This window comes from Nocardia sp. NPDC046473 (assembly GCF_040645995.1).
Taxonomy (GTDB): Bacteria; Actinomycetota; Actinomycetes; order Mycobacteriales; family Mycobacteriaceae; genus Nocardia.
Window position 1 is genome coordinate 410,703 of the sequence record NZ_JBEYZJ010000007.1, and the last position, 17,643, is coordinate 428,345.

Annotated in this window: 18 protein-coding genes; 12 read left to right on the forward strand and 6 right to left on the reverse strand. The window is 65.9% G+C overall.

Annotated elements, in window-relative coordinates; all coding sequences use genetic code 11:
• Positions 1 to 7: 7 nt before the first annotated feature.
• Positions 8 to 1,660 carry a hypothetical protein gene (locus ABZ942_RS26640; RefSeq protein WP_357386472.1) on the reverse strand — a complete coding sequence of 551 codons (1,653 nt, stop codon included), beginning with the start codon at positions 1,658 to 1,660 and terminating at the stop codon, positions 8 to 10.
• A gap of 395 nt (positions 1,661 to 2,055) precedes the next feature.
• Between ABZ942_RS26640 and ABZ942_RS26645 the strand changes: the two genes are divergently transcribed.
• The 6 genes from ABZ942_RS26645 (at position 2,056) to ABZ942_RS26670 (ending at position 7,842) form a co-directional block, all read left to right on the forward strand.
• Entirely contained in the window at positions 2,056 to 3,261 is a 1,206-nt protein-coding gene (locus tag ABZ942_RS26645) for a lipid-transfer protein (protein ID WP_357386474.1), read from the forward strand.
• A gap of 34 nt (positions 3,262 to 3,295) precedes the next feature.
• Entirely contained in the window at positions 3,296 to 3,733 is a 438-nt protein-coding gene (locus tag ABZ942_RS26650) for an SRPBCC family protein (RefSeq protein WP_357386476.1), read from the forward strand.
• The gene (locus ABZ942_RS26655; RefSeq protein WP_357386478.1) at positions 3,730 to 4,608 is read left to right on the forward strand and encodes a MaoC/PaaZ C-terminal domain-containing protein; all 879 of its coding nucleotides are present in this window, start codon (positions 3,730 to 3,732) and stop codon (positions 4,606 to 4,608) included. Before ABZ942_RS26650 ends, ABZ942_RS26655 begins: the two co-directional genes overlap by 4 nt.
• An 89-nt stretch (positions 4,609 to 4,697) precedes the next feature.
• A complete protein-coding gene (locus ABZ942_RS26660; RefSeq protein ID WP_357386480.1) occupies positions 4,698 to 5,576 on the forward strand; it encodes an SDR family oxidoreductase in 879 nt (292 codons plus the stop codon).
• A 28-nt stretch (positions 5,577 to 5,604) separates the two neighbouring features.
• Positions 5,605 to 6,864, forward strand: a complete 1,260-nt coding sequence (locus ABZ942_RS26665; protein WP_357386482.1) for an acyl-CoA dehydrogenase family protein — start codon at positions 5,605 to 5,607, stop codon at positions 6,862 to 6,864.
• 123 nt (positions 6,865 to 6,987) lie between these two features.
• Positions 6,988 to 7,842, forward strand: a complete 855-nt coding sequence (locus ABZ942_RS26670) for an alpha/beta hydrolase (protein WP_357386484.1) — start codon at positions 6,988 to 6,990, stop codon at positions 7,840 to 7,842.
• Positions 7,843 to 7,849: 7 nt separating this feature from the next.
• Here the strand turns inward: ABZ942_RS26670 and ABZ942_RS26675 are convergent, their stop codons facing one another.
• The 3 genes from ABZ942_RS26675 to ABZ942_RS26685 form a co-directional block, all read right to left on the reverse strand.
• On the reverse strand, positions 7,850 to 8,758 hold the full coding sequence (locus tag ABZ942_RS26675) for an SDR family NAD(P)-dependent oxidoreductase (protein ID WP_357386486.1): 909 nt from the start codon (positions 8,756 to 8,758) through the stop codon (positions 7,850 to 7,852).
• Positions 8,759 to 8,841: 83 nt separating this feature from the next.
• On the reverse strand, positions 8,842 to 9,693 hold the full coding sequence (locus ABZ942_RS26680) for a hypothetical protein (protein ID WP_357386488.1): 852 nt from the start codon (positions 9,691 to 9,693) through the stop codon (positions 8,842 to 8,844).
• Positions 9,694 to 9,781: 88 nt separating this feature from the next.
• A complete protein-coding gene (locus tag ABZ942_RS26685; RefSeq protein ID WP_357386490.1) occupies positions 9,782 to 10,696 on the reverse strand; it encodes an alpha/beta hydrolase in 915 nt (304 codons plus the stop codon).
• 62 nt (positions 10,697 to 10,758) lie between these two features.
• Here ABZ942_RS26685 and ABZ942_RS26690 point away from each other — a divergent pair, with 62 nt between their 5' ends.
• Genes ABZ942_RS26690 through ABZ942_RS26700 form a run of 3 tightly spaced genes read left to right on the forward strand, consistent with a single transcriptional unit; the run spans position 10,759 to position 12,496 of the window.
• Positions 10,759 to 11,538, forward strand: a complete 780-nt coding sequence (locus ABZ942_RS26690) for an exodeoxyribonuclease III (RefSeq protein ID WP_357386492.1) — start codon at positions 10,759 to 10,761, stop codon at positions 11,536 to 11,538.
• Positions 11,535 to 12,014, forward strand: a complete 480-nt coding sequence (locus tag ABZ942_RS26695) for a ribonuclease domain-containing protein (RefSeq protein ID WP_357386494.1) — start codon at positions 11,535 to 11,537, stop codon at positions 12,012 to 12,014. Before ABZ942_RS26690 ends, ABZ942_RS26695 begins: the two co-directional genes overlap by 4 nt.
• Entirely contained in the window at positions 12,014 to 12,496 is a 483-nt protein-coding gene (locus ABZ942_RS26700; RefSeq protein ID WP_357386496.1) for a barstar family protein, read from the forward strand. The genes ABZ942_RS26695 and ABZ942_RS26700 overlap by 1 nt, the downstream gene beginning before the upstream one ends.
• Before the next feature lie 11 nt (positions 12,497 to 12,507).
• On the opposite strand, the gene ABZ942_RS26705 is transcribed toward ABZ942_RS26700, so the two are convergent.
• Complete coding sequence (locus ABZ942_RS26705; protein ID WP_357386497.1) at positions 12,508 to 13,170, reverse strand: TetR/AcrR family transcriptional regulator; 663 nt, start codon at positions 13,168 to 13,170, stop codon at positions 12,508 to 12,510.
• 173 nt (positions 13,171 to 13,343) lie between these two features.
• On the opposite strand from ABZ942_RS26705, the gene ABZ942_RS26710 reads away from it, so the two are divergent.
• Genes ABZ942_RS26710 through yhjD form a run of 3 tightly spaced genes read left to right on the forward strand, consistent with a single transcriptional unit; the run spans position 13,344 to position 16,452 of the window.
• A complete protein-coding gene (locus ABZ942_RS26710; RefSeq protein ID WP_357386500.1) occupies positions 13,344 to 14,303 on the forward strand; it encodes an oxygenase MpaB family protein in 960 nt (319 codons plus the stop codon).
• Between the two features lie 48 nt (positions 14,304 to 14,351).
• Positions 14,352 to 15,383: a tryptophan--tRNA ligase gene (gene trpS, locus ABZ942_RS26715; protein WP_357386502.1), complete on the forward strand. Its 1,032-nt coding sequence runs from the start codon at positions 14,352 to 14,354 to the stop codon at positions 15,381 to 15,383.
• 40 nt (positions 15,384 to 15,423) lie between these two features.
• A complete protein-coding gene (yhjD, locus tag ABZ942_RS26720; RefSeq protein ID WP_357386504.1) occupies positions 15,424 to 16,452 on the forward strand; it encodes an inner membrane protein YhjD in 1,029 nt (342 codons plus the stop codon).
• A 105-nt stretch (positions 16,453 to 16,557) separates the two neighbouring features.
• Here yhjD and ABZ942_RS26725 read toward each other — a convergent pair whose 3' ends face one another.
• Positions 16,558 to 17,520 carry an RDD family protein gene (locus tag ABZ942_RS26725; RefSeq protein WP_357386506.1) on the reverse strand — a complete coding sequence of 321 codons (963 nt, stop codon included), beginning with the start codon at positions 17,518 to 17,520 and terminating at the stop codon, positions 16,558 to 16,560.
• Between the last annotated feature and the right edge of the window lie 123 nt (positions 17,521 to 17,643).

Here is a 17,643-nt window from a genome sequence, read left to right on the forward strand (position 1 = left end):
CTCAGGTTCAGGGCTGCTGGGGGAGCAGGTGCCGGCCGTTCTTGTCGGTGGAGAGGGCGAGCGAGCTGATGTACTGGATCTCGCCTTCGGGACCGGGGACGGCCGAGGCGATCATGTCGGGGCGTTCGAATTCCAGTCCGGTGACATGGCAGGTCAGCGTCTCGCCGGAGGGGTTGCCGTGCTCGTCGACCATCGGCAGGTCGATGCCGTCGTCGCTGCGCCGCAGGTAGTACTTGCCCTTGGTGGCGATCGCGGTGAGTGGGGTGGCGACGAACGCGACCACCAGCGCGACGATGGGAGAGTACGGCTTCAGCAGGTCACCGAAGACCCCGAAGAACGTCAGGATCGACAGCACCGCCGAGAGCCCGAACCCGACCAGCCCGACGGGGTTGAAGTCGTAGAGCATGCCGCGGCGGAACTCCGGCTGCTTCGGTGAGATCTTCAGCAGATACTTGTTGACCGCGATATCCGTTGCGACGGTGACGATCCAGGCGATGCCGCAGTTGGCGTAGAAGCCGAGGATGTTGTTGAGGAAGTCGAACATGTTGGCTTCCATCAGGATCAGCGCGATCACCAGGTTCACGGCGAGGAAGATCAGCCGGCCGGGGTAGGACTTGGTGACCCGGGTGTAGGAGTTGGTCCAGGCCAGCGATCCCGAATACGCGTTGGTGACATTGATTTTGATCTGACTGATCACCACGAGCACCACGGCCAGTGTCATGGCCAGCCAGCCGGGCACCATGTCGCGGTAGATCTCCAGGAACTGGTGCACCGGCTGGTTCGCGATGCCCTGCGCGGCAGGCAGATTCGCGATCAGATACACCGCGAGGAACAGGCCGACCACCTGCTTGAGCGCGCCGAAGACCACCCAGCCCGGTCCGGCCAGCAGCATCCAGCCCCACCACTTGCGCGCGTTCTCCGGCGTGCGCGGCGGCATGAAGCGCAGGTAGTCGATCTGCTCGGCGATCTGCGCGATCAGCGAAAGGCACACGCCCGCAGCCAGCAGCGTGCCGGAAAGGCTTACCCCGGAACCGTTCTCGCCGCCGTAGGCGAAGAACGACGACACCGAATCGGGATGGCGCACCAGCAGGAACCCGAACGGCAGCACCATCAGCAACAGCCACAGCGGAGTCGTCCAGACCTGCAGTTTGGCCAGCGTGTTCATGCCGTAGATGACCAGCGGGAAGATGAGCAGCGTCGAGGCCAGGTAGCCGAGCCAAAGCGGTACGCCCAGACCGAGTTCCAGCCCCTGGGCCATGATCGACCCTTCCAGCGCGAAGAAGATGAAGGTGAACGAAGCGAATACGACATTGGTGAGCACCGAGCCGTAATAACCGAATCCGCTACCGCGCGTGATCAAGTCGAGATCGAGGTTGTAGCGCGCCGCGTAATAGGCGAGCGGAAATCCGGTCACCATGATGACGATCGCGAAGAAACCGATGCCGAGCAGCGCGTTCCCGGTGCCGTGCGCGATGCCGATATTCGCGCCGATGGCGAAGTCGGCCAGGTAGGCGATGCCACCGAGGGCGGAGATGCCGACTACGGCCGGGCTCCATTTCCGGTAGCTCCGCGGCGCGAACCGCAGTGTGTAGTCCTCTAGTGTTTCCTTTGCGGCGGCGATCCCGTCGGAATTCGACGATCGGGTATCGAGCTCGACCACGTTTACTCCTCATCCCCGCACCGGCAACTGCAACCATTCGACGGTCGTACACGGTTGTGGACGGGGAATTTCCGAACGATTACGCGGCTGTTACGTCATCGAGGGCGGTGAGTCACGTCACAGCAACGGATTCGTCGCCGCGCCCCGGCTCGGCAACCCGCTGCGTACCAGCAGGTACTGGCGATACATACACCTCCAGCTGTATGTCTCCGACTGACTGCTACCACCTGGCTATTCGATACCCGGAGCCTGCGTTCAAGGCGGCAGCCTTGCGTACTTACATACATCTCTGTATGTTTGTTTTCAGCTGAATCCGGACGGATCGGCCCATCGCTGCCCGCATTCGGGCAGCACCCGGCGGGGCGCCGGGACAGGTACCAACCTGAGGGAGTTCGATGGCGAACAAGGTCTACGTCGTCGGCGTCGGCATGACGAAGTTCGAAAAGCCGGGCCGCCGCAAGAACGAAGACGGCACCGATTGGGATTACCCGGATATGGCGCGGGAGTCCGGGACCAAGGCGCTCGCCGACGCGGGTATCGCCTACGACCTGGTCGAACAGGCCTACGTCGGTTACGTCTACGGCGAGTCCACCTCCGGCCAGCGCGCGGTCTACGAGCTCGGCATGACCGGCATCCCGGTGGTCAACGTCAACAACAACTGTTCCACCGGCTCGACCGCGCTTTACCTTGCGGCACAGTCGATTCGGGGCGGCCTCGCCGACTGCACGCTGGCGCTCGGCTTCGAGAAGATGCAGCCCGGCTCGCTCGGCTCCACCTGGGACGACCGCGAGCAGCCGATGGCCAGGCACATCATGGCGCTCGCCGAGATCTCCGAGGTGCTGTTCCCGGTGGCGCCGTGGATGTTCGGCGCGGCCGGCCGTGAGCACATGAAGCAGTACGGCACCACCGCCGAACACTTCGCCAAGATCGGCTACAAGAACCACAAGCACTCGGTGAACAACCCGTATTCGCAGTTCCAGGACGAGTATTCGATGGACGACATCCTCGGCTCGCGGATGATCTACGACCCGCTCACCAAGCTGCAGTGCTCGCCGACCTCCGACGGCTCCGGCGCGGTCATCCTGGCCAGCGAGGCGTTCGTGGACAAGCACAACCTGGCCGCGCAGGCGGTGGAGATCGTCGGTCAGGCCATGACCACCGACTACAAGTCGACGTTCGACGAGACCGCCAAGAACCTCGTCGGCTACGACATGACCGTGCAGGCGGCGCGCAAGGTCTACGAACAGGCCGGGCTCGGCGCCGAGGACTTCCAGGTCATCGAGCTGCACGACTGCTTCTCGGCGAACGAACTGCTGACCTACGAGGCGCTCGGCCTGTGCGGCGAGGGCGAAGCCGGAAAGCTGATCGACGACAACCTGACCACCTACGGCGGCAAGTGGGTGGTGAACCCCTCCGGCGGCCTGATCTCCAAGGGACATCCGCTCGGCGCAACGGGTTTGGCGCAGTGCTCCGAGCTCACCTGGCAGCTGCGCGGCACCGCCGACAAGCGACAGGTCGACAACGTCACCGCCTGCCTGCAGCACAACATCGGCCTCGGCGGCGCCGCGGTCGTGACCGCCTACCGGCGTGCAGAACGCTGAACTCGCACAACGAAACTCAACGAGGAGCTAACTCATGGGACACATCGAAGCCACCAAAGACGTCAACGCCACCCCCGAGGCGCTCTGGACGGTCGTCTCCGACCCGAACACCTGGGACAAGTGGTTCACCATCCACGAGCGCTTCATGGAGGAGCCGCCCGCCGTGCTGACCGAGGGCTCCAAGCTGGTCGCCAAGATTGTCATGCTCGGCATGGCGAACAAGCTGGAATGGACCGTGGTTTCGGTACAGCAGCCGAGCAAGCTCACCCTCGGCGGCACCGGCATGGCCGGCGTGAAGACCGAATTCACCTTCGACATCCAGCCCAAGGGCGACGGTGGCAGCACCATCCTCGTTTCCGGTGATTTCGAGGGTGCGCTGATCAAGGGTGCGCTCGGCAAGGCGGTGGAGAAGGACGGCCTCAAGCAGCTGGACAAGTCCCTCGAGCAGCTCGACGCGCTGGCTTCGGCATGACCTCGGAGACCAGCACGGCACGGTTCGTCGAGTTCGACGATGCCGGTCTCGAAACCTGGTGTGACGACGAACGTTTCGAGGTGACGGGCGAGCGGATCGGCGAATATGCCGCCGCCACCAATGATCCGATCGAGGCGCATCGCACCGGCAAGGTCGCCTCGCCGGTCTTCGCGATCGTCCCCGTCTTCGAGGCGATGATGATGCCGGTGATCGAGGTCGCGCCGATGGATATCTTCGGCCGGGTCGTACACGGCGAGCAGGACTTTCACTTCCACCGCGCCATCCAGCCGGGCGACCAGCTGGTCTCGCGCGCCAAGGCGACCGGCTACACCAGTCGACCCAACGGCACGGCCATCACCATCCTCATCGAATGCCGCACCGAGGCAGGGGAACTGGTCAACGAGCAGTACCTGACCGCCTTCTTCCGCAATATCGACGCGGGCAAGACGGTGGGTGCCGCGGCGCCGGCGCACAAGTTCGACGAGAACCTGCGGGCGCAGCCGCCGGTGGCAGTGGTTCCGCAGCACGTCGACGACGACCAAACCTTCCGTTACTCACCGGCTTCCGGCGATCCGGTGCCGCTGCACCTGGACGAGCAGGTGGCCAAGGACGCCGGGCTGCCCGGCATCATCGCGCACGGGCTGTGCACCATGGCGTTTGCGTCCTGGGCGGTACTCACCGAGGTCGGCGGGTCGGATGTCAACCGGCTCGAGCGCTTCGCGGTGCGCTTCGCCAAGATGGTGTTCCCCGGCGACGATCTGGAGACCCGCATCTGGAAGGTCGGCTCCGCCGACGGCGTCAGCACCTACGCCTTCGAGACCGTGCGCGGCGATGACGTCGTCCTCAGCGATGGTCTCGCCGAGATAGCCGACTGAGCCTGCGCCGGGACGACTCCCCGTCGTCCCGGCGAAAGCCGGTACCCGGTCGCAACATTCAGCACAGAATCCAGGAAGAGGAGACATCGATGGGTGCACTCGAAGGCCGAGTAGCCGTCATCACCGGTGCCGGTCGCGGCATCGGCCGCGAGCACGCCTTGCTGTTCGCGCGCGAGGGCGCGGCCGTGGTCGTCAACGACCTCGGCGGCAGCAACGAGGGCGAGGGAACCGACAACACGCCCGCGCAAGAGGTCGCCGACGAGATCATCGCCGCGGGCGGCAAGGCGATCGCCAACACCGCCAACATCGCCACCTGGGACGGCGCGAAGAACGTCATCGACCAGGCGGTCGCCGAACTCGGCGGCCTCGACATCGTGGTGAACAACGCGGGCATCCTGCGCGACGCGTTCATCGCGGGCCTGGACGAGGCGCAGTGGGACGCGGTGATCGCCGTGCACCTCAAGGGGCACGCCGCCGTGCTGCACCACGCGGCCGCCTACTGGAAAGACCAGAGCAAGGCGGGCAATCAGCCGAACGCCGCGGTGATCAACACCGCCTCCGCGTCCGGCACCACGGTGCCGAACGCGGGCCAGGCCAACTACGGCGCGGCCAAGGCGGGGATTGCCGCGCTCACCCTGGTCGCGGCCGACGAACTCGCCCGCTACGGGGTGCGCGTCAACGCCATCGCGCCGATCGCGCGCACCAGGCTCACCCTGGCCACGCCCGGCATGGGCGCCATGATGGCGGCCGAGGCCGACGAGGTGGAAGACGGCGAGTTCGACGCCTTCAGCCCGGCCAACATCTCGCCGCTGGTGGCCTACCTCGCCTCGGACAAGTGCCCGATCACCGGCAAGGTGTTCGCGGTGCAGGGCGGCGCCATCTCCGAGCTGGCCGGTTGGCACGATGTGAAGACGATCGAGACCGAGGGGCCGTGGCTGATCGACGACATCTCCGCTCGGCTGCCCTGAGCTCGCCGGAACGATAAGGAGAACAACGATGTTCGAATGGTCCGAGACCGATGTCTTGATCCGCGATGCCGTGCGGACGTTCATCGACAAGGAGATCCGGCCCAACCTGGACGCACTGGACAGCGGCGATCTGTCGCCGTACCCGATCATCCGGAAGCTGTTCAGCGAGTTCGGGATCGACGCCATGGGCGGCGAGGCGGTGGAGAAGCTGCTCGGCAAGCAGCGCGCCAAAGCTGAGGCGATTGCCGCTGGCGAGCCGCTACCGGAGAAGAAGGAAAAGTCCTCCGGCGGTAGCCCGTTCGCCGGGCAGGAATCGCTGATGGCGGTGGTGATCGGCGAACTGTCCGGTGTCTGTATGGGTTTGGTCACCGCGATGGGCGTCAGCATCGGCCTGGGCGCGACCACCATCATGTCGCGCGGCACGCTGGCCCAGAAGGAACGTTGGCTCGCCGACATCGTGACCATGAAAAAGGTTGCGGCGTGGGCGATCACCGAGCCCGATTCGGGCTCCGACGCGTTCGGCGGCATGAAAACCTACGTCCGGCGCGACGGGGACGACTACCTGCTCAACGGCCAGAAGACCTTCATCACCAACGGTCCGTTCGCCGACGTGATGATCGTCTACGCCAAGCTCGACGAGGGCGATGGCGGTGACAAGCGCGAGCGCAAGGTGCTCACCTTCGTCCTGGACAAGGGCATGGAGGGGCTCACCCAGGGCAAGCCGTTCAAGAAGATGGGTCTGCACGCCTCACCCACCGGTGAGCTGTTCTTCGACAATGTCCGCCTCGGCAAGGATCGTCTGCTCGGGGAGACCGAGGAGCACAAGGGCGGCGACGGCCGGGAGAGCGCGCGGTCCAGCTTCACCGCCGAACGCGTCGGTGTGGCCTTCATGGCGTTGGGCATCATCAACGAATGTCACCGGCTCTGCCTGGATTACGCGAAGAACCGCAAGCTCTGGGGCCAGGAGATCGGTCGCTTCCAGCTCGTCCAGCTCAAGCTGGCCAAGATGGAGATCGCCCGGATCAACGTGCAGAACATGGTGTTCAACACGTTGGAGCGGGGTCGCGCGGGCAAGCCGCCGACGCTCGCCGAGGCTTCGGCGATGAAGCTCTACGCGTCCGAGGCGGCCACCGAGGTCGCCATGGAGGCGGTGCAGCTGTTCGGCGGCAACGGGTACATGACCGAGTACCGCGTGGAACAGCTTGCGCGCGATGCCAAGTCGCTGATGATCTACGCGGGCAGCAACGAGATCCAGGTGACGCACATCGCCAAGGGGCTACTGGCCTAACAGTTTTCGGGTTCCCGAGTGCGCAACAACGGCGTGCGCGCTCGGGATTCCTTGTCCCGCAATCGAAACGCCGCTGGTCCTACGCATCGTTGTGGTGCGAGCTCGTCGAGGAGCAACCGGCCGATGATCACCGAAACCACCGCGCGCTACAACGACGTCAACACCCGAGTCCTTTCCGTCGAGGGCGCCGGCACCCCGATCCTGCTGCTACACGGTTACGCCGACAGCGCGGACACTTGGCGCGGCGTTCTCACCGCCCTGGAAGCCGCTGGCCGTGCGGCCTTCGCCGTCGATCTCCCCGGCTTCGGTCTGGCGGATCCGCGCGAGCCGGGCCCGCTGACCCCGCAGTTCGACCGCTTCGTCGATGCGATCATCGCCGAGCACGGTTCGCTGGCCCTCGTCGGCAACTCGCTCGGCGCCGCCACCGCGCTGCACGCCGCCGCTCGGCACCCGGATGAGGTCACCGCCGTGGTTTCCCTCGACGAGCCACTCTTGGCCCGGCACTGGCTGGCCCGTGTCGGCCGGCTCCGTGAATACCGATTGTTCTTCAGGCTCGTCGGCCTCCTGCCCATCCCGACCGCGCTGGTGCGCTGGGGTGTTCGGCGTGCGGTCGCACTGTTCGTCTACGGCCCCGGCGTTGTTGCCGACCCCGAATTCCTCACCACCGCGGTACGTTCGGTGCCCGATATGGCCGCCGTCGCCGCGCGCGGCCAGGACGCCACCCGCTACGCCCGCGAACATCCCTCAGGCCACGTCGATCTCGTCATCGGCTGTCCGGTCCTCGTCGTGCACGGCACCAAGGACCGCATCATCCCGATCTCCGTCGGCCGCGCCCTGCACGCCATGCTGCCCGGCAGCGAGTTCGTCGCGCTGCCCGGCGTCGGCCATTGTCCGCAATTGGACGTTCCCGATGAGGTCGGCCGACTGTTACTGGGATTTCCTCGATCCGACAGCAAGCGGGCCGACGTCGCGTCCTGAGTGGTGTTCAAAGTCCAGGAGGCGGTAACCGAGTGGGATTGTCGCCGTTGATGATCTGCCGCATCCGGTGTTCTATATGTCCTTTCCATTCCGGGTGTGTCAGCACATAGAAGCGCTCCTCGTGAATTGCCTGCACCACCTGCTCGCCGATAACGCGCGGACTTGTGCCGTGCGCGAATGCTTTCCGGGCGGCCTCGACATTCCAGCCTGCCGGACGCGGGCCGACATCGGCGAATCGATTCGGTCGATTGCGTTCGGAATCAAAGATATTCGTATCGACCACCCCGGGGATCAGCACGGATACCCGAGGCTTGAAATCGCCGTCGACGAGCTCGCGATAAGCGGTCTCCGACAGTGCGAGCACCGCCGACTTCGTCGCACCGTACAGCGACGATCCGCCAACCACCGCGGCAAGCGACGCGGTATTGACGATGTGCGCGTCCTCGCCCTGCTCGATCATGATCGGCAGAAAGATGCTATGTCCGTGCACCACACCCATCAGATTGACCCCGAGAATCCACTCCCAGTCATCGAGCGTGCTGTCCCAGGACGGTCTGCTACCGGCGTAGACCCCCGCGTTATTGCACAGAACATGCACGGCCCCATACTTTTCCAGCGTTGCCTCGGCCAAAGTCGTCACATCGTCCGGCGCCGAAACATCCGCCACCACGGCATGCGCGTCCGCTCCCGCGGTGCGCAATTCGGCTGTAGTCGCATGTAGCGCAGCCACTTCCACATCACTCAACACAACCCGCATCCCCGCATCCAGAAATGCCTCGGCCATACCCCGCCCGATCCCACTGGCCGCCCCCGTGACAACAGCGACTTTGCCCGTCAAATCATCCATGTGCCCTCCACCCTGTGCCTTCGACCAAGACCGGTCCACAGAGTAGGAGCCCGATGCCCCGCAATACATCGCCCCGCAGGCCGATGTATTGCGAGTGTCGCGCAGGCTAAAATGAAGCGGGAACAGAAAATGCCCGCGTCCCGAATAGCTGGCTAGCCTTCATCATCGAGCGGCGCAGGCCGTTGCTTCCGCAGCAGATCGATCACAACGTCCAGCGTCTGCGAGTTCTGCCGAACTGCCGCCGCCACCTCACCCACCTGCTCGTCGAGCCCGGTCACCCGCGCAGGCAGCTCCGCAAGCTGATCCACCTGCTCCGTCAGATAATCCACTCGGCCGGTCAGGTAATCCACTCTTCCCGTCAGGTGATCAACGCGCCCGGTCAGCTGGTTCAGATTTCCGGTCAGGTCATCCATCCGTCCGGTCAGGTCGTCCATCCGTCCGGTCAGGTCGTCCATCCGTCCGGTCAGGTCGTCCATCCGTCCGGTCAGGTCGTCCATCCGTCCGGTCAGATTGTCCATCCGGCCGGTCAGGTCGGCCATCGGTCCGGTCAGGTCGTCCATCTGTCCGGTCAGGTCGTTCACTCGTCGTACGAGCCCGTCTACGTGTTCGGGCAGCGGTGCGAGTCGGTCGACTTGCTCGGTCAGGTAGTTCACCTGACCTGCGAGCTCGTCCACTCGTGCTGGTAGCGGTGCCAGATAGCTCACTTGTTCGGCGAGCTCGTCTACTCGGGCCGGCAGCTCTGCCAGGTGGTTCACCTGAGTAGCCAGTTCGCCGAGTGTTGATTCCACCCGGTCCAGCCGATGTCCGTGTTGACGTTGGAAGGCGAGGTGCACGCCGAACTGCCGACCCGACGTCCGCGACAGCCGGCGGAGTCTTAGGTCGATATCGCGAACCACGCTGTCGGTTTCCTTGGCTTCACGGTTCATCCTGCTGGTCAGGTCGTACAGGCCATCGACGTCGCCGCGGAGTTGATGCACTGCGCGGTCGGTTTGTGTGCTCCCCATGCCTCGAAACAGTAGGCGGGGGCGCGAGCGAGATCGAGACCTTTCCTCGATCTGTGGATAACTTCCTGACCTGTGGAAACCCCGTGTCTCACACCGCGCGAAGACGGTTGCGACTCGCGTATACGTGCTCGGCGATGAGGGTTGCGATGCGGTCCGGCGCCTCGAGCATCGGAACGTGCCCGACACCGTGCACCACGATGCGGTCAGCGGACTCCGGGAGCTCCTTCAGATACCGGCGCGCGTAGACGCGGTTGGGAATGACCCGGTCGTATTCGGCGAGCAGCAGCCGCACCGGTGTCGCCAACGTGGACAGGTCTTCTTGCTCGGGACCCCGGATGCTGCTCACGATGAACGGCAGCATGGACGGGCAGTGCAGCGCGGCCATGATCGCGGCGGCCGTGTCGCGGCGCGAGACCGCGGACGCGTTCTTGCTGAGTGCCAGCAGGGTTAAGCGCTGTGCGATCGGGTTGTTGACTGCGAAACCGCCCAGCCGCTTACCGATTTCGACCATCGGCAGCAGCGACAGGAACTTCAGGGTGATCCGTAACTGGGTGAGCGACGGCGTGTGCCAGCCGCCCGCGGGGGCGACGAGGGTGAGCGTGCGGGCCCGGCCGCGCCGGGCGAGTTCGACACCGACCCAGCCGCCGAGCGAGTTGCCCGCGATGTGGCACGTGCGCCAACCGAGTTCGTCGAGCTGATCCTCGATGCGATCGGCCAGCGTGTGCACGTCGACCGTCCAGCCGTCCGCCAGCTCGCCACCCCAGTGGCCGGCGAAGGCCGGCGCGTACACCTCGCACTGGCTCGACAGCCGGGCCGCGGTCTGCTCCCAGCAGTGCGGCGACATCATGAAGCCGTGCAACAGGAGCAGCGGATCGCCGGAGCCCATATGCAATGCCTTGACAGCCTTGGGAAGTTCCGGCTTGCTCTTGACCGGCACCCGGGTGGCGCTGGTGGCGCGTTTCGCGGCGGCGGTGGACTTGGTGGTGTCAGACGGCATCGTCATCACCCTTTCCTGGACGGCGGTGTCCGAAGGAATTCATCTGACCAGCATTGTACGGTCGTGCGGTGGCCTACATCATTTCGACTGTGAACGTAAACGGCGTCCGCGCGGCCGCGGGCAAAGGCATGCTCGCCTGGCTCGCCGCGACGGAGGCCGACATCGTCTGCGTCCAAGAGACGCGGGCCACCGACGAGCAGACCAGAGCGGCGCTGGCGCCCGCGCTGGCCGACGGCTGGTGGCTGGCGCAGGCCGAGCCGGAGTCCAAGGGCCGGGCGGGCGTCGCGATCCTGTCCAGGCGCGAACCGGACGCGGTCCGAATCGGCTTCGGCAGCAGCGAGTTCGGTGCGTCGGGCCGCTATCTCGAGGCCGACTTCGGCGAGGTCACGGTCGCCAGCGTGTACGTGCACTCCGGTGAGGCAGGCACCGTGCGCCAGGACGAAAAGTACCGGTACATGGCCGAACTCGGCGCCTATCTCACCGCCCGCACCGGAGATTTCGTGGTCAGCGGCGACTGGAATATCGCACACACCGAACTCGACCTGAAGAACTGGAAGGGCAACCGGAAGTCGGCCGGCTTCCTGCCCGAAGAGCGCGCCTGGATCGATGAGCTGCTCGCCGCGGGCTACGTCGACGTGGTGCGGCAGCTGCATCCGGCGGTCGACGGCCCGTACAGCTGGTGGTCCTACCGCGGCCGCGCCTTCGACAACGACACCGGCTGGCGCATCGATTACCAGCTCGCTCGCGGCGAGCTCGCGGCGCGCGCCAAGCAGGCCATCGTGGAACGCGCCGCCGCCTACGACCAGCGCTGGTCCGACCATGCGCCGGTCACGGTGCAGTACCGATGAACCTGTCGCCGAAGGCGATTCGCACGCTCGCGGTGCTCGGTGCGGTGGCGCTAGCGCTGGTCGTCGTCGCGGTTCTCGCCCTGCGCGGCGGCGGCAACGACACGGCCGCGGCCACCACCACCCGCGCTCCCCGCAGTGCATCCGCCACCGGCGCACCGAAGCCACCGTCGGCCCCGCCGGCCAGCCGTGCACCGGGCGTACCCGCGCACGCCTACGACACCCTGGCCGAAATCGACGCGGGCCGTTGGCCCGATTCGGCGAACGCCCCCGGCACCAAGGGCGGCGACCGTTGGATGAATCGCGGGGGCACGCTGGCCGCCAAAGATGCGGCGGGCAAACCGATCACCTATCAGGAGTGGGACGTGAACCCCAAGCAGCGCGGCCGGTCCAGGGACGCCGAACGCATCGTCACCGGCAGCGACGGATCGGCCTGGTACACCGGGGACCACTACGAGACCTTCACGAGGATGCGCTGATGACCAAGGCAATTCCGTTGTCGCAGTTCCTAGCTCGCCCTGTCGCGGCCGATTCGCGTGCGCAGGTCGGTACGCCCGCGCTCGGCGCAGCCGCCGTCGATGCCGCGGAGCTGAGCAGCGTGCGCTACCGGGCGCCGTCGGGCTACCTGGTGCGCGAACTGCGCGGCACGAAGATGCGGACGGTCGCGCGGGTGTTCGACGAAGTCGCTGCGGCCCTGCAGTTTCCGTACTACTTCGGGCAGAACAAAGACGCGTTCGACGAATGCCTGCGCGATCTGGACGATTTCGTCGGCGAAGGCGCGGGATATGTTGTCGTGATCCGTGATTCGGCGGACCTGCTGGCCGAGGAACCGGCCCAGCGAGCGTGGTTCGCCGAGGCGATGCGTGACTGCGCCGAGTACTGGTCGCGCAAGGGCGTCCCGTTCCGCGTTGTCCTGCAAGGCGAATCGACCGGGCTGCACGACGTTTCAGTCGAGCTCTGACACCGGCGGGGTCACGCCAATCGGCGCGCCAAATCCTCACCGAGCAGCACGAACACATCGGTGGTGTGCTCGATCAGCTCGTCGCGGGTGAGTGGCAGCTCGCCCTGTAACCAGGCGGTGAGCGTCTGCACCAGGCCGCCGACCAGATAGTTGGCCCGGAAGTCGATCGCGGGATCGGAATCCGGGTCATCGATCCCGTAGAAGTCGATGCCCTCGGCCGCGACCATTCGCGCGAACACCCGCACCGTTTCCGTGGTGCGGGCCCGCAACTCCGGCGTCGCCATGCCGGCGACCAGTGTGACCTTGGCCTTGCGCGGGTCGTCGGTGAGCAGGTGGATGCCCGCCGCGATCGCGGCCCGCGCCGTTGCCCGCGAGTCCTTCGGTGCGGTGCCGACCGCCGCGACGATCGCGAGCGCGAGTTCCTCGGCGATCGAGTCGACGAGTGCGGTCAGCACGGCATCGCGGCTGTCGAAGCTCTCGTAGTAGTACCGCTCGTTGAGCCCGGCCTGCGCGCACAGCCCCGAGACGGTCAGCTTCGCCAGCCCCTGTTCGCCGATGATCTCCAACGCGGCCGCCAGCAACGCCGCGCGCCGCTGCGCGCGCCGCTCGTCCGCGGAGATCCCGCCATAGGTCCGCTGTGCCGGCCCGCCCGTCGCCCGGCCATCGCCCCGCACGGAATCGCTTCGCGATGCTGGCCCACCCGTCGCCCGGCCACCGCCCCGCACGGAATCGCTTCGCGATGCTGTCACGACTTGATTCTGTCATGACGTAATTCTGGTAGACGGTATTGCCAGAATGGAGATTCTGGCGGATGCTGTTGCCAGATGCTCTCGACGAGGAGGCAGCAATGTCCGAGCCCGGCTACTTCAGCGACCATTCCATGGCCAGACGGGTCATGAGCAAACGCGCGGTCGGCCTGACCTACGGCCAGCGCGCCCTGGTCATCGGCGCGGTCCACCCGCTGCTCTACGTCGGCACCGCGGAGAACACCGAGCATCGGCTGACGCCCTACACCCGGCTCGCGCTCACCGGCCACCTGTTCGAGGCCGTGTTCCTCGGCAGCAAGGCCGAGGCGGATCGCGCACTCGAATTCACCACGAAGAAGCACGCCAAGGTGCGCGGTGGACTGCCGGAAGACGCCGGGCCGCACCACCCGGCGGGCACCGGCTATTCCGCGCTCGACCCGCACCTGATGTACATGACGATGGCGTTCACCTTCGACTCCGCCGAGATGATGTACGACCTGCTGGTCCGCACCATGACCGACGGCGAGCGCGAGGGCCTGTACCAGGATTACGTGCGCTGGGCCGAGCTGTTCGGCATGCCCGCCGACGCGGCGCCGGGCAGCTACCCGGAGTTCCGCGCGTCCTTCGACGCCTACCTCGCCTCCGACGAGCTGTTCCTCACCGACGAGGCGCGGCTGGTCGGCTCCTATCTGGCCGGGCAGCGCGTGCCGTATCCGCAGCGGATGCCGCTGCAGCAGGTCACCTCCGCGTTCTTCCTGCTGGTGCAGGGCAGCCTGCCGCCGCGGATCCGGCAGATGTACGGCATGCGCTGGAGCATCGCCGACCAAGTCGCCTACAAGGCGCTAGCCCAGGCCGTGCGCACCGCGCATTTGGCGCCGCCGCCGCTGCTGCCGCCGATGCTGCGCGGCACCCTGCTCGGGCCGAGCGCGCCGATCTACCAGCTGGTCTCGCGGCGCGAGCACCGGTCGGTCACCAGGGGACGGCCGAGTATGCCCGGGGTGGACCCGCGGAACTGGGCCGAGCGCAATTCCGTCGATGAGCCGCGCGCGGCGACCAGTTGAGGGTGGTGGCCGGGCGGCAGGTGGGCGGCCCATGGAAAGATCAGGGGCATGTCCGTTCCTGCAGAAACCCCGGCCGCTGAACGCAAGCAGCGGGTCCTTTCCGGGATCCAGCCCACCGGTACCTCGTTCCACCTCGGCAACTACCTTGGGGCGCTGCAGTACTGGGTGACCATGCAGGACGACTACGACGCGCTGTACTTCATCCCGAACCTGCACGCGATCACCGTGCCGCAGGATCCGAAGGCACTGCGGGCCCAGACCAAGGCCGCGGCCGCGCAGCTGCTCGCCCTCGGCATCGACCCGAAGAAGTCGACGCTGTTCGTGCAGAGCCAGGTGCCCGAGCACGCCGAGCTGGCCTGGGTGCTCAGCTGCATCACCGGCTTCGGCGAGGCCAGCCGGATGACCCAGTTCAAGGACAAGTCGGTCAAGCAGGGCTCGGACAACGCCTCGGTCGGCCTGTTCACCTATCCGGTGCTGATGGCATCGGACATCCTGCTCTACCGCCCGCATCAGGTGCCGGTCGGCGAGGATCAGCGCCAGCACCTCGAGCTGACCCGAAACCTGGCGCAGCGCTTCAACACTCGCTTCAAGAAGACCTTCGTCGTGCCGGAGGCGCACATCGAGAAGGGCACCGCCAAGATCTACGACCTGCAGGACCCGACCTCGAAGATGAGCAAGTCGGCCGCCTCCGACGCGGGCCTGATCAACCTGCTCGACGATCCGAAGATCACCGCCAAGCGGGTCCGCTCCGCGGTGACCGACACCGAGCGGGAGATCCGCTACGACGTCGAGCACAAGCCCGGCGTCAGCAACCTGCTGGTGATCCTGAGCTCGTTGTCCGGCACGCCCATCGTCACGCTCGAAAAGGACTACGCGGGCAAGGGCTACGGCGACCTGAAATCCGACGTCGCCGACGCGCTGGTCGAATTTGTCACGCCATTGCAGGCGAAGGTGCAAGAGTATTTGTCGGATCAGGGCGAACTCGACCGTATCCTCGCCGCCGGTGCCGAGCGCGCGCGAGAGATCGCCGGCAACACCCTCGCACAGGTATACGACCGAGTGGGCCTGCTGGCCCGCTAGCGGTCGGCACCTGCGAGATCTCTCCTGAAGGGGCGAACTGGTGCAGGTGATCGACAACGTCAAGGCCGGGATCGAACGACGGATCCAGGCGCTGCCATGGCTGGACCATCTGGTGCGCGCGGGCGGGCGGTATCAGCGGCAGCGTGGCGACTACTACGCGGCGGGCATCACGTATTTCACCGTGCTGTCACTGTTTCCGCTGCTGATGGTCGCCTTCGCGATCGCGGGTTTCGTACTGTCGAGCCATCCCGAGATGCTCAGCGAACTGCAGACCAAGATCGTCGACAACATTCCCGGTTCGCTCGGCGAGCAGTTGAACGAGTTGATCGACAAGGCGGTCGAGTCCCGCGGCACCGTCGGCATCATCGGCCTGCTGGCGGGGATCTGGTCCGGGCTCGGCTGGATAGCGAACCTGCGGGCGGCACTGACCGAGCAGTGGGAGCAGAAGAGCGAGGCGCAGAACTGGTTCATGGCCAAGCTGTCCGACCTCGGTGCGCTACTCGGCTTGGGTCTGGCCTTCGTTGTCTCCCTGGGACTTTCCGCGCTCGCGTCCAGCACCCTCGGTGCCAGGCTGCTGATCAGCCTCGGCCTTTCGCACCTGCCCGGCGCCCGGCTGCTGCTGGCGCTGGCGTCGATCCTGCTCGGCTTCCTCGCCTCCTGGGCGGTGTTCGCCTGGATCATCGCCCGCCTGCCCCGCGAACCGGTCACGCTGGCCAGCGCCGCCAAAGCCGCCGCGCTGGCCGCGCTGGTCTTCGAGGTCTTCAAGTTCGTCGCCTCGATCTACCTGCAAAAGGTGCTGAGCAGCCCGGCGGGCGCCGCCTTCGGTTCGATCATCGGCCTGATGGTCTTCAGCTACGTCACCTACCGCATCATCCTGTTCGCCACCGCCTGGGCCGCCACCGCCTCCGACAACGAACCCGAAGCGGACATCCCCGCACCCCCCGCCGCCGTCATCGCCCCCCGCGTCTCAGCCCGCGAACTCTCCCTCGGCGCCGGAGCGACGTTCTTCGGTGCGGGAGCCCTTGCCGCCCTCGCCCTTTCGAGTCTGCGCCGACCTCGCGGTCATTGATTCCCGGCCTTCCTCAGGCACCGGCGCCTGCCGAAGCCATTCTCGGCCGACTGCTCGGTCCTGCGACCCATCGATGCGATGGCCTCGGCTCCGCTTGCGCACAGTTCACATTGCACTGCCGCGCAGCACATCTTGCCGCCGCACCGCAGGTAGGAAATAGTCCCCGATTCGGTCCGGACCAGCTCCGTTACCAAAGATGCCGAGCGGAAGGTATATGTGGAACAACCACACCGCCACCAGGCGGCCGAACGATGGGTACTTGCCGTCCTGCGGGCGGATGACGACCAAGCCGAACACTGCCTTGCCGATCGTTGTATGGAATATCGACTGGATGATGATCCGGTCGAATGCGGAGGCGACGAGGAAGAAGCCCACCACAACAACCGGATTCACCCCTACGTGCTGCCAGTCGTGATGCGCGATCGCGTCGGCAGTGAACCCTGGCGTGACCGCAATGGCGGCGCTGACACCGCATCCCACATGGATGAGCCAGTCGAGGGCGAACGCTATGACCCGCCGCAGCATGCGCGGTGACGGGTACCTGACATCGCCTTTCCTGCCATACGGTGTCGCCTCTTCCGGAGGCCCGCCGACCGGCCGCATCGCCAGGCTCCCGTCTTTCCGTACCAGCTCGTACGACGTATCCGGATCGCGTCGGCTGGTTGAATCGTCTGTCCTGAAGGTCAATTCGGGAGGGGTTTTCCGAGTGGAGCGATAGGCGTACCTAAGATCGCCGCCGCCGGGCGCGGAGACTACGCCGTACTTCAGCGGATTACCGGCGAACCAGACGTGGCGAGTTCGGAAATCGACTAGCTTTCCTCGCTCGCTAGGCCAGGTGCTGAGTTGGAGCGTGGAAACGGAGACGCCGTCCTGTCCGACCAGTTCGACCCACTCGTCGCCGCCAACGCGGATGTACCGGATCGGCCAAGTCGCCCATGGATAGCGGCGCAACGCCTTCCTTTTCCGGTGTCCGATCCAGCCGAATACGCAACCGACAATGGTCCCGATGACGAACACGATGCCGACGATTCCGGCAACCTGCGCGCTTATTCTGCTGATGACGGGCACATTCGAGTCCCCGAGCGTGCTGCCCAGAGCGAAAGCCAATGGTCCGCAAGCGATTACGGTAAGGAATAGCGGCCATCGAACGGCAGCCGTTTTGCGCAGCGCCGCTCGTGTCTCCGGGTGGGT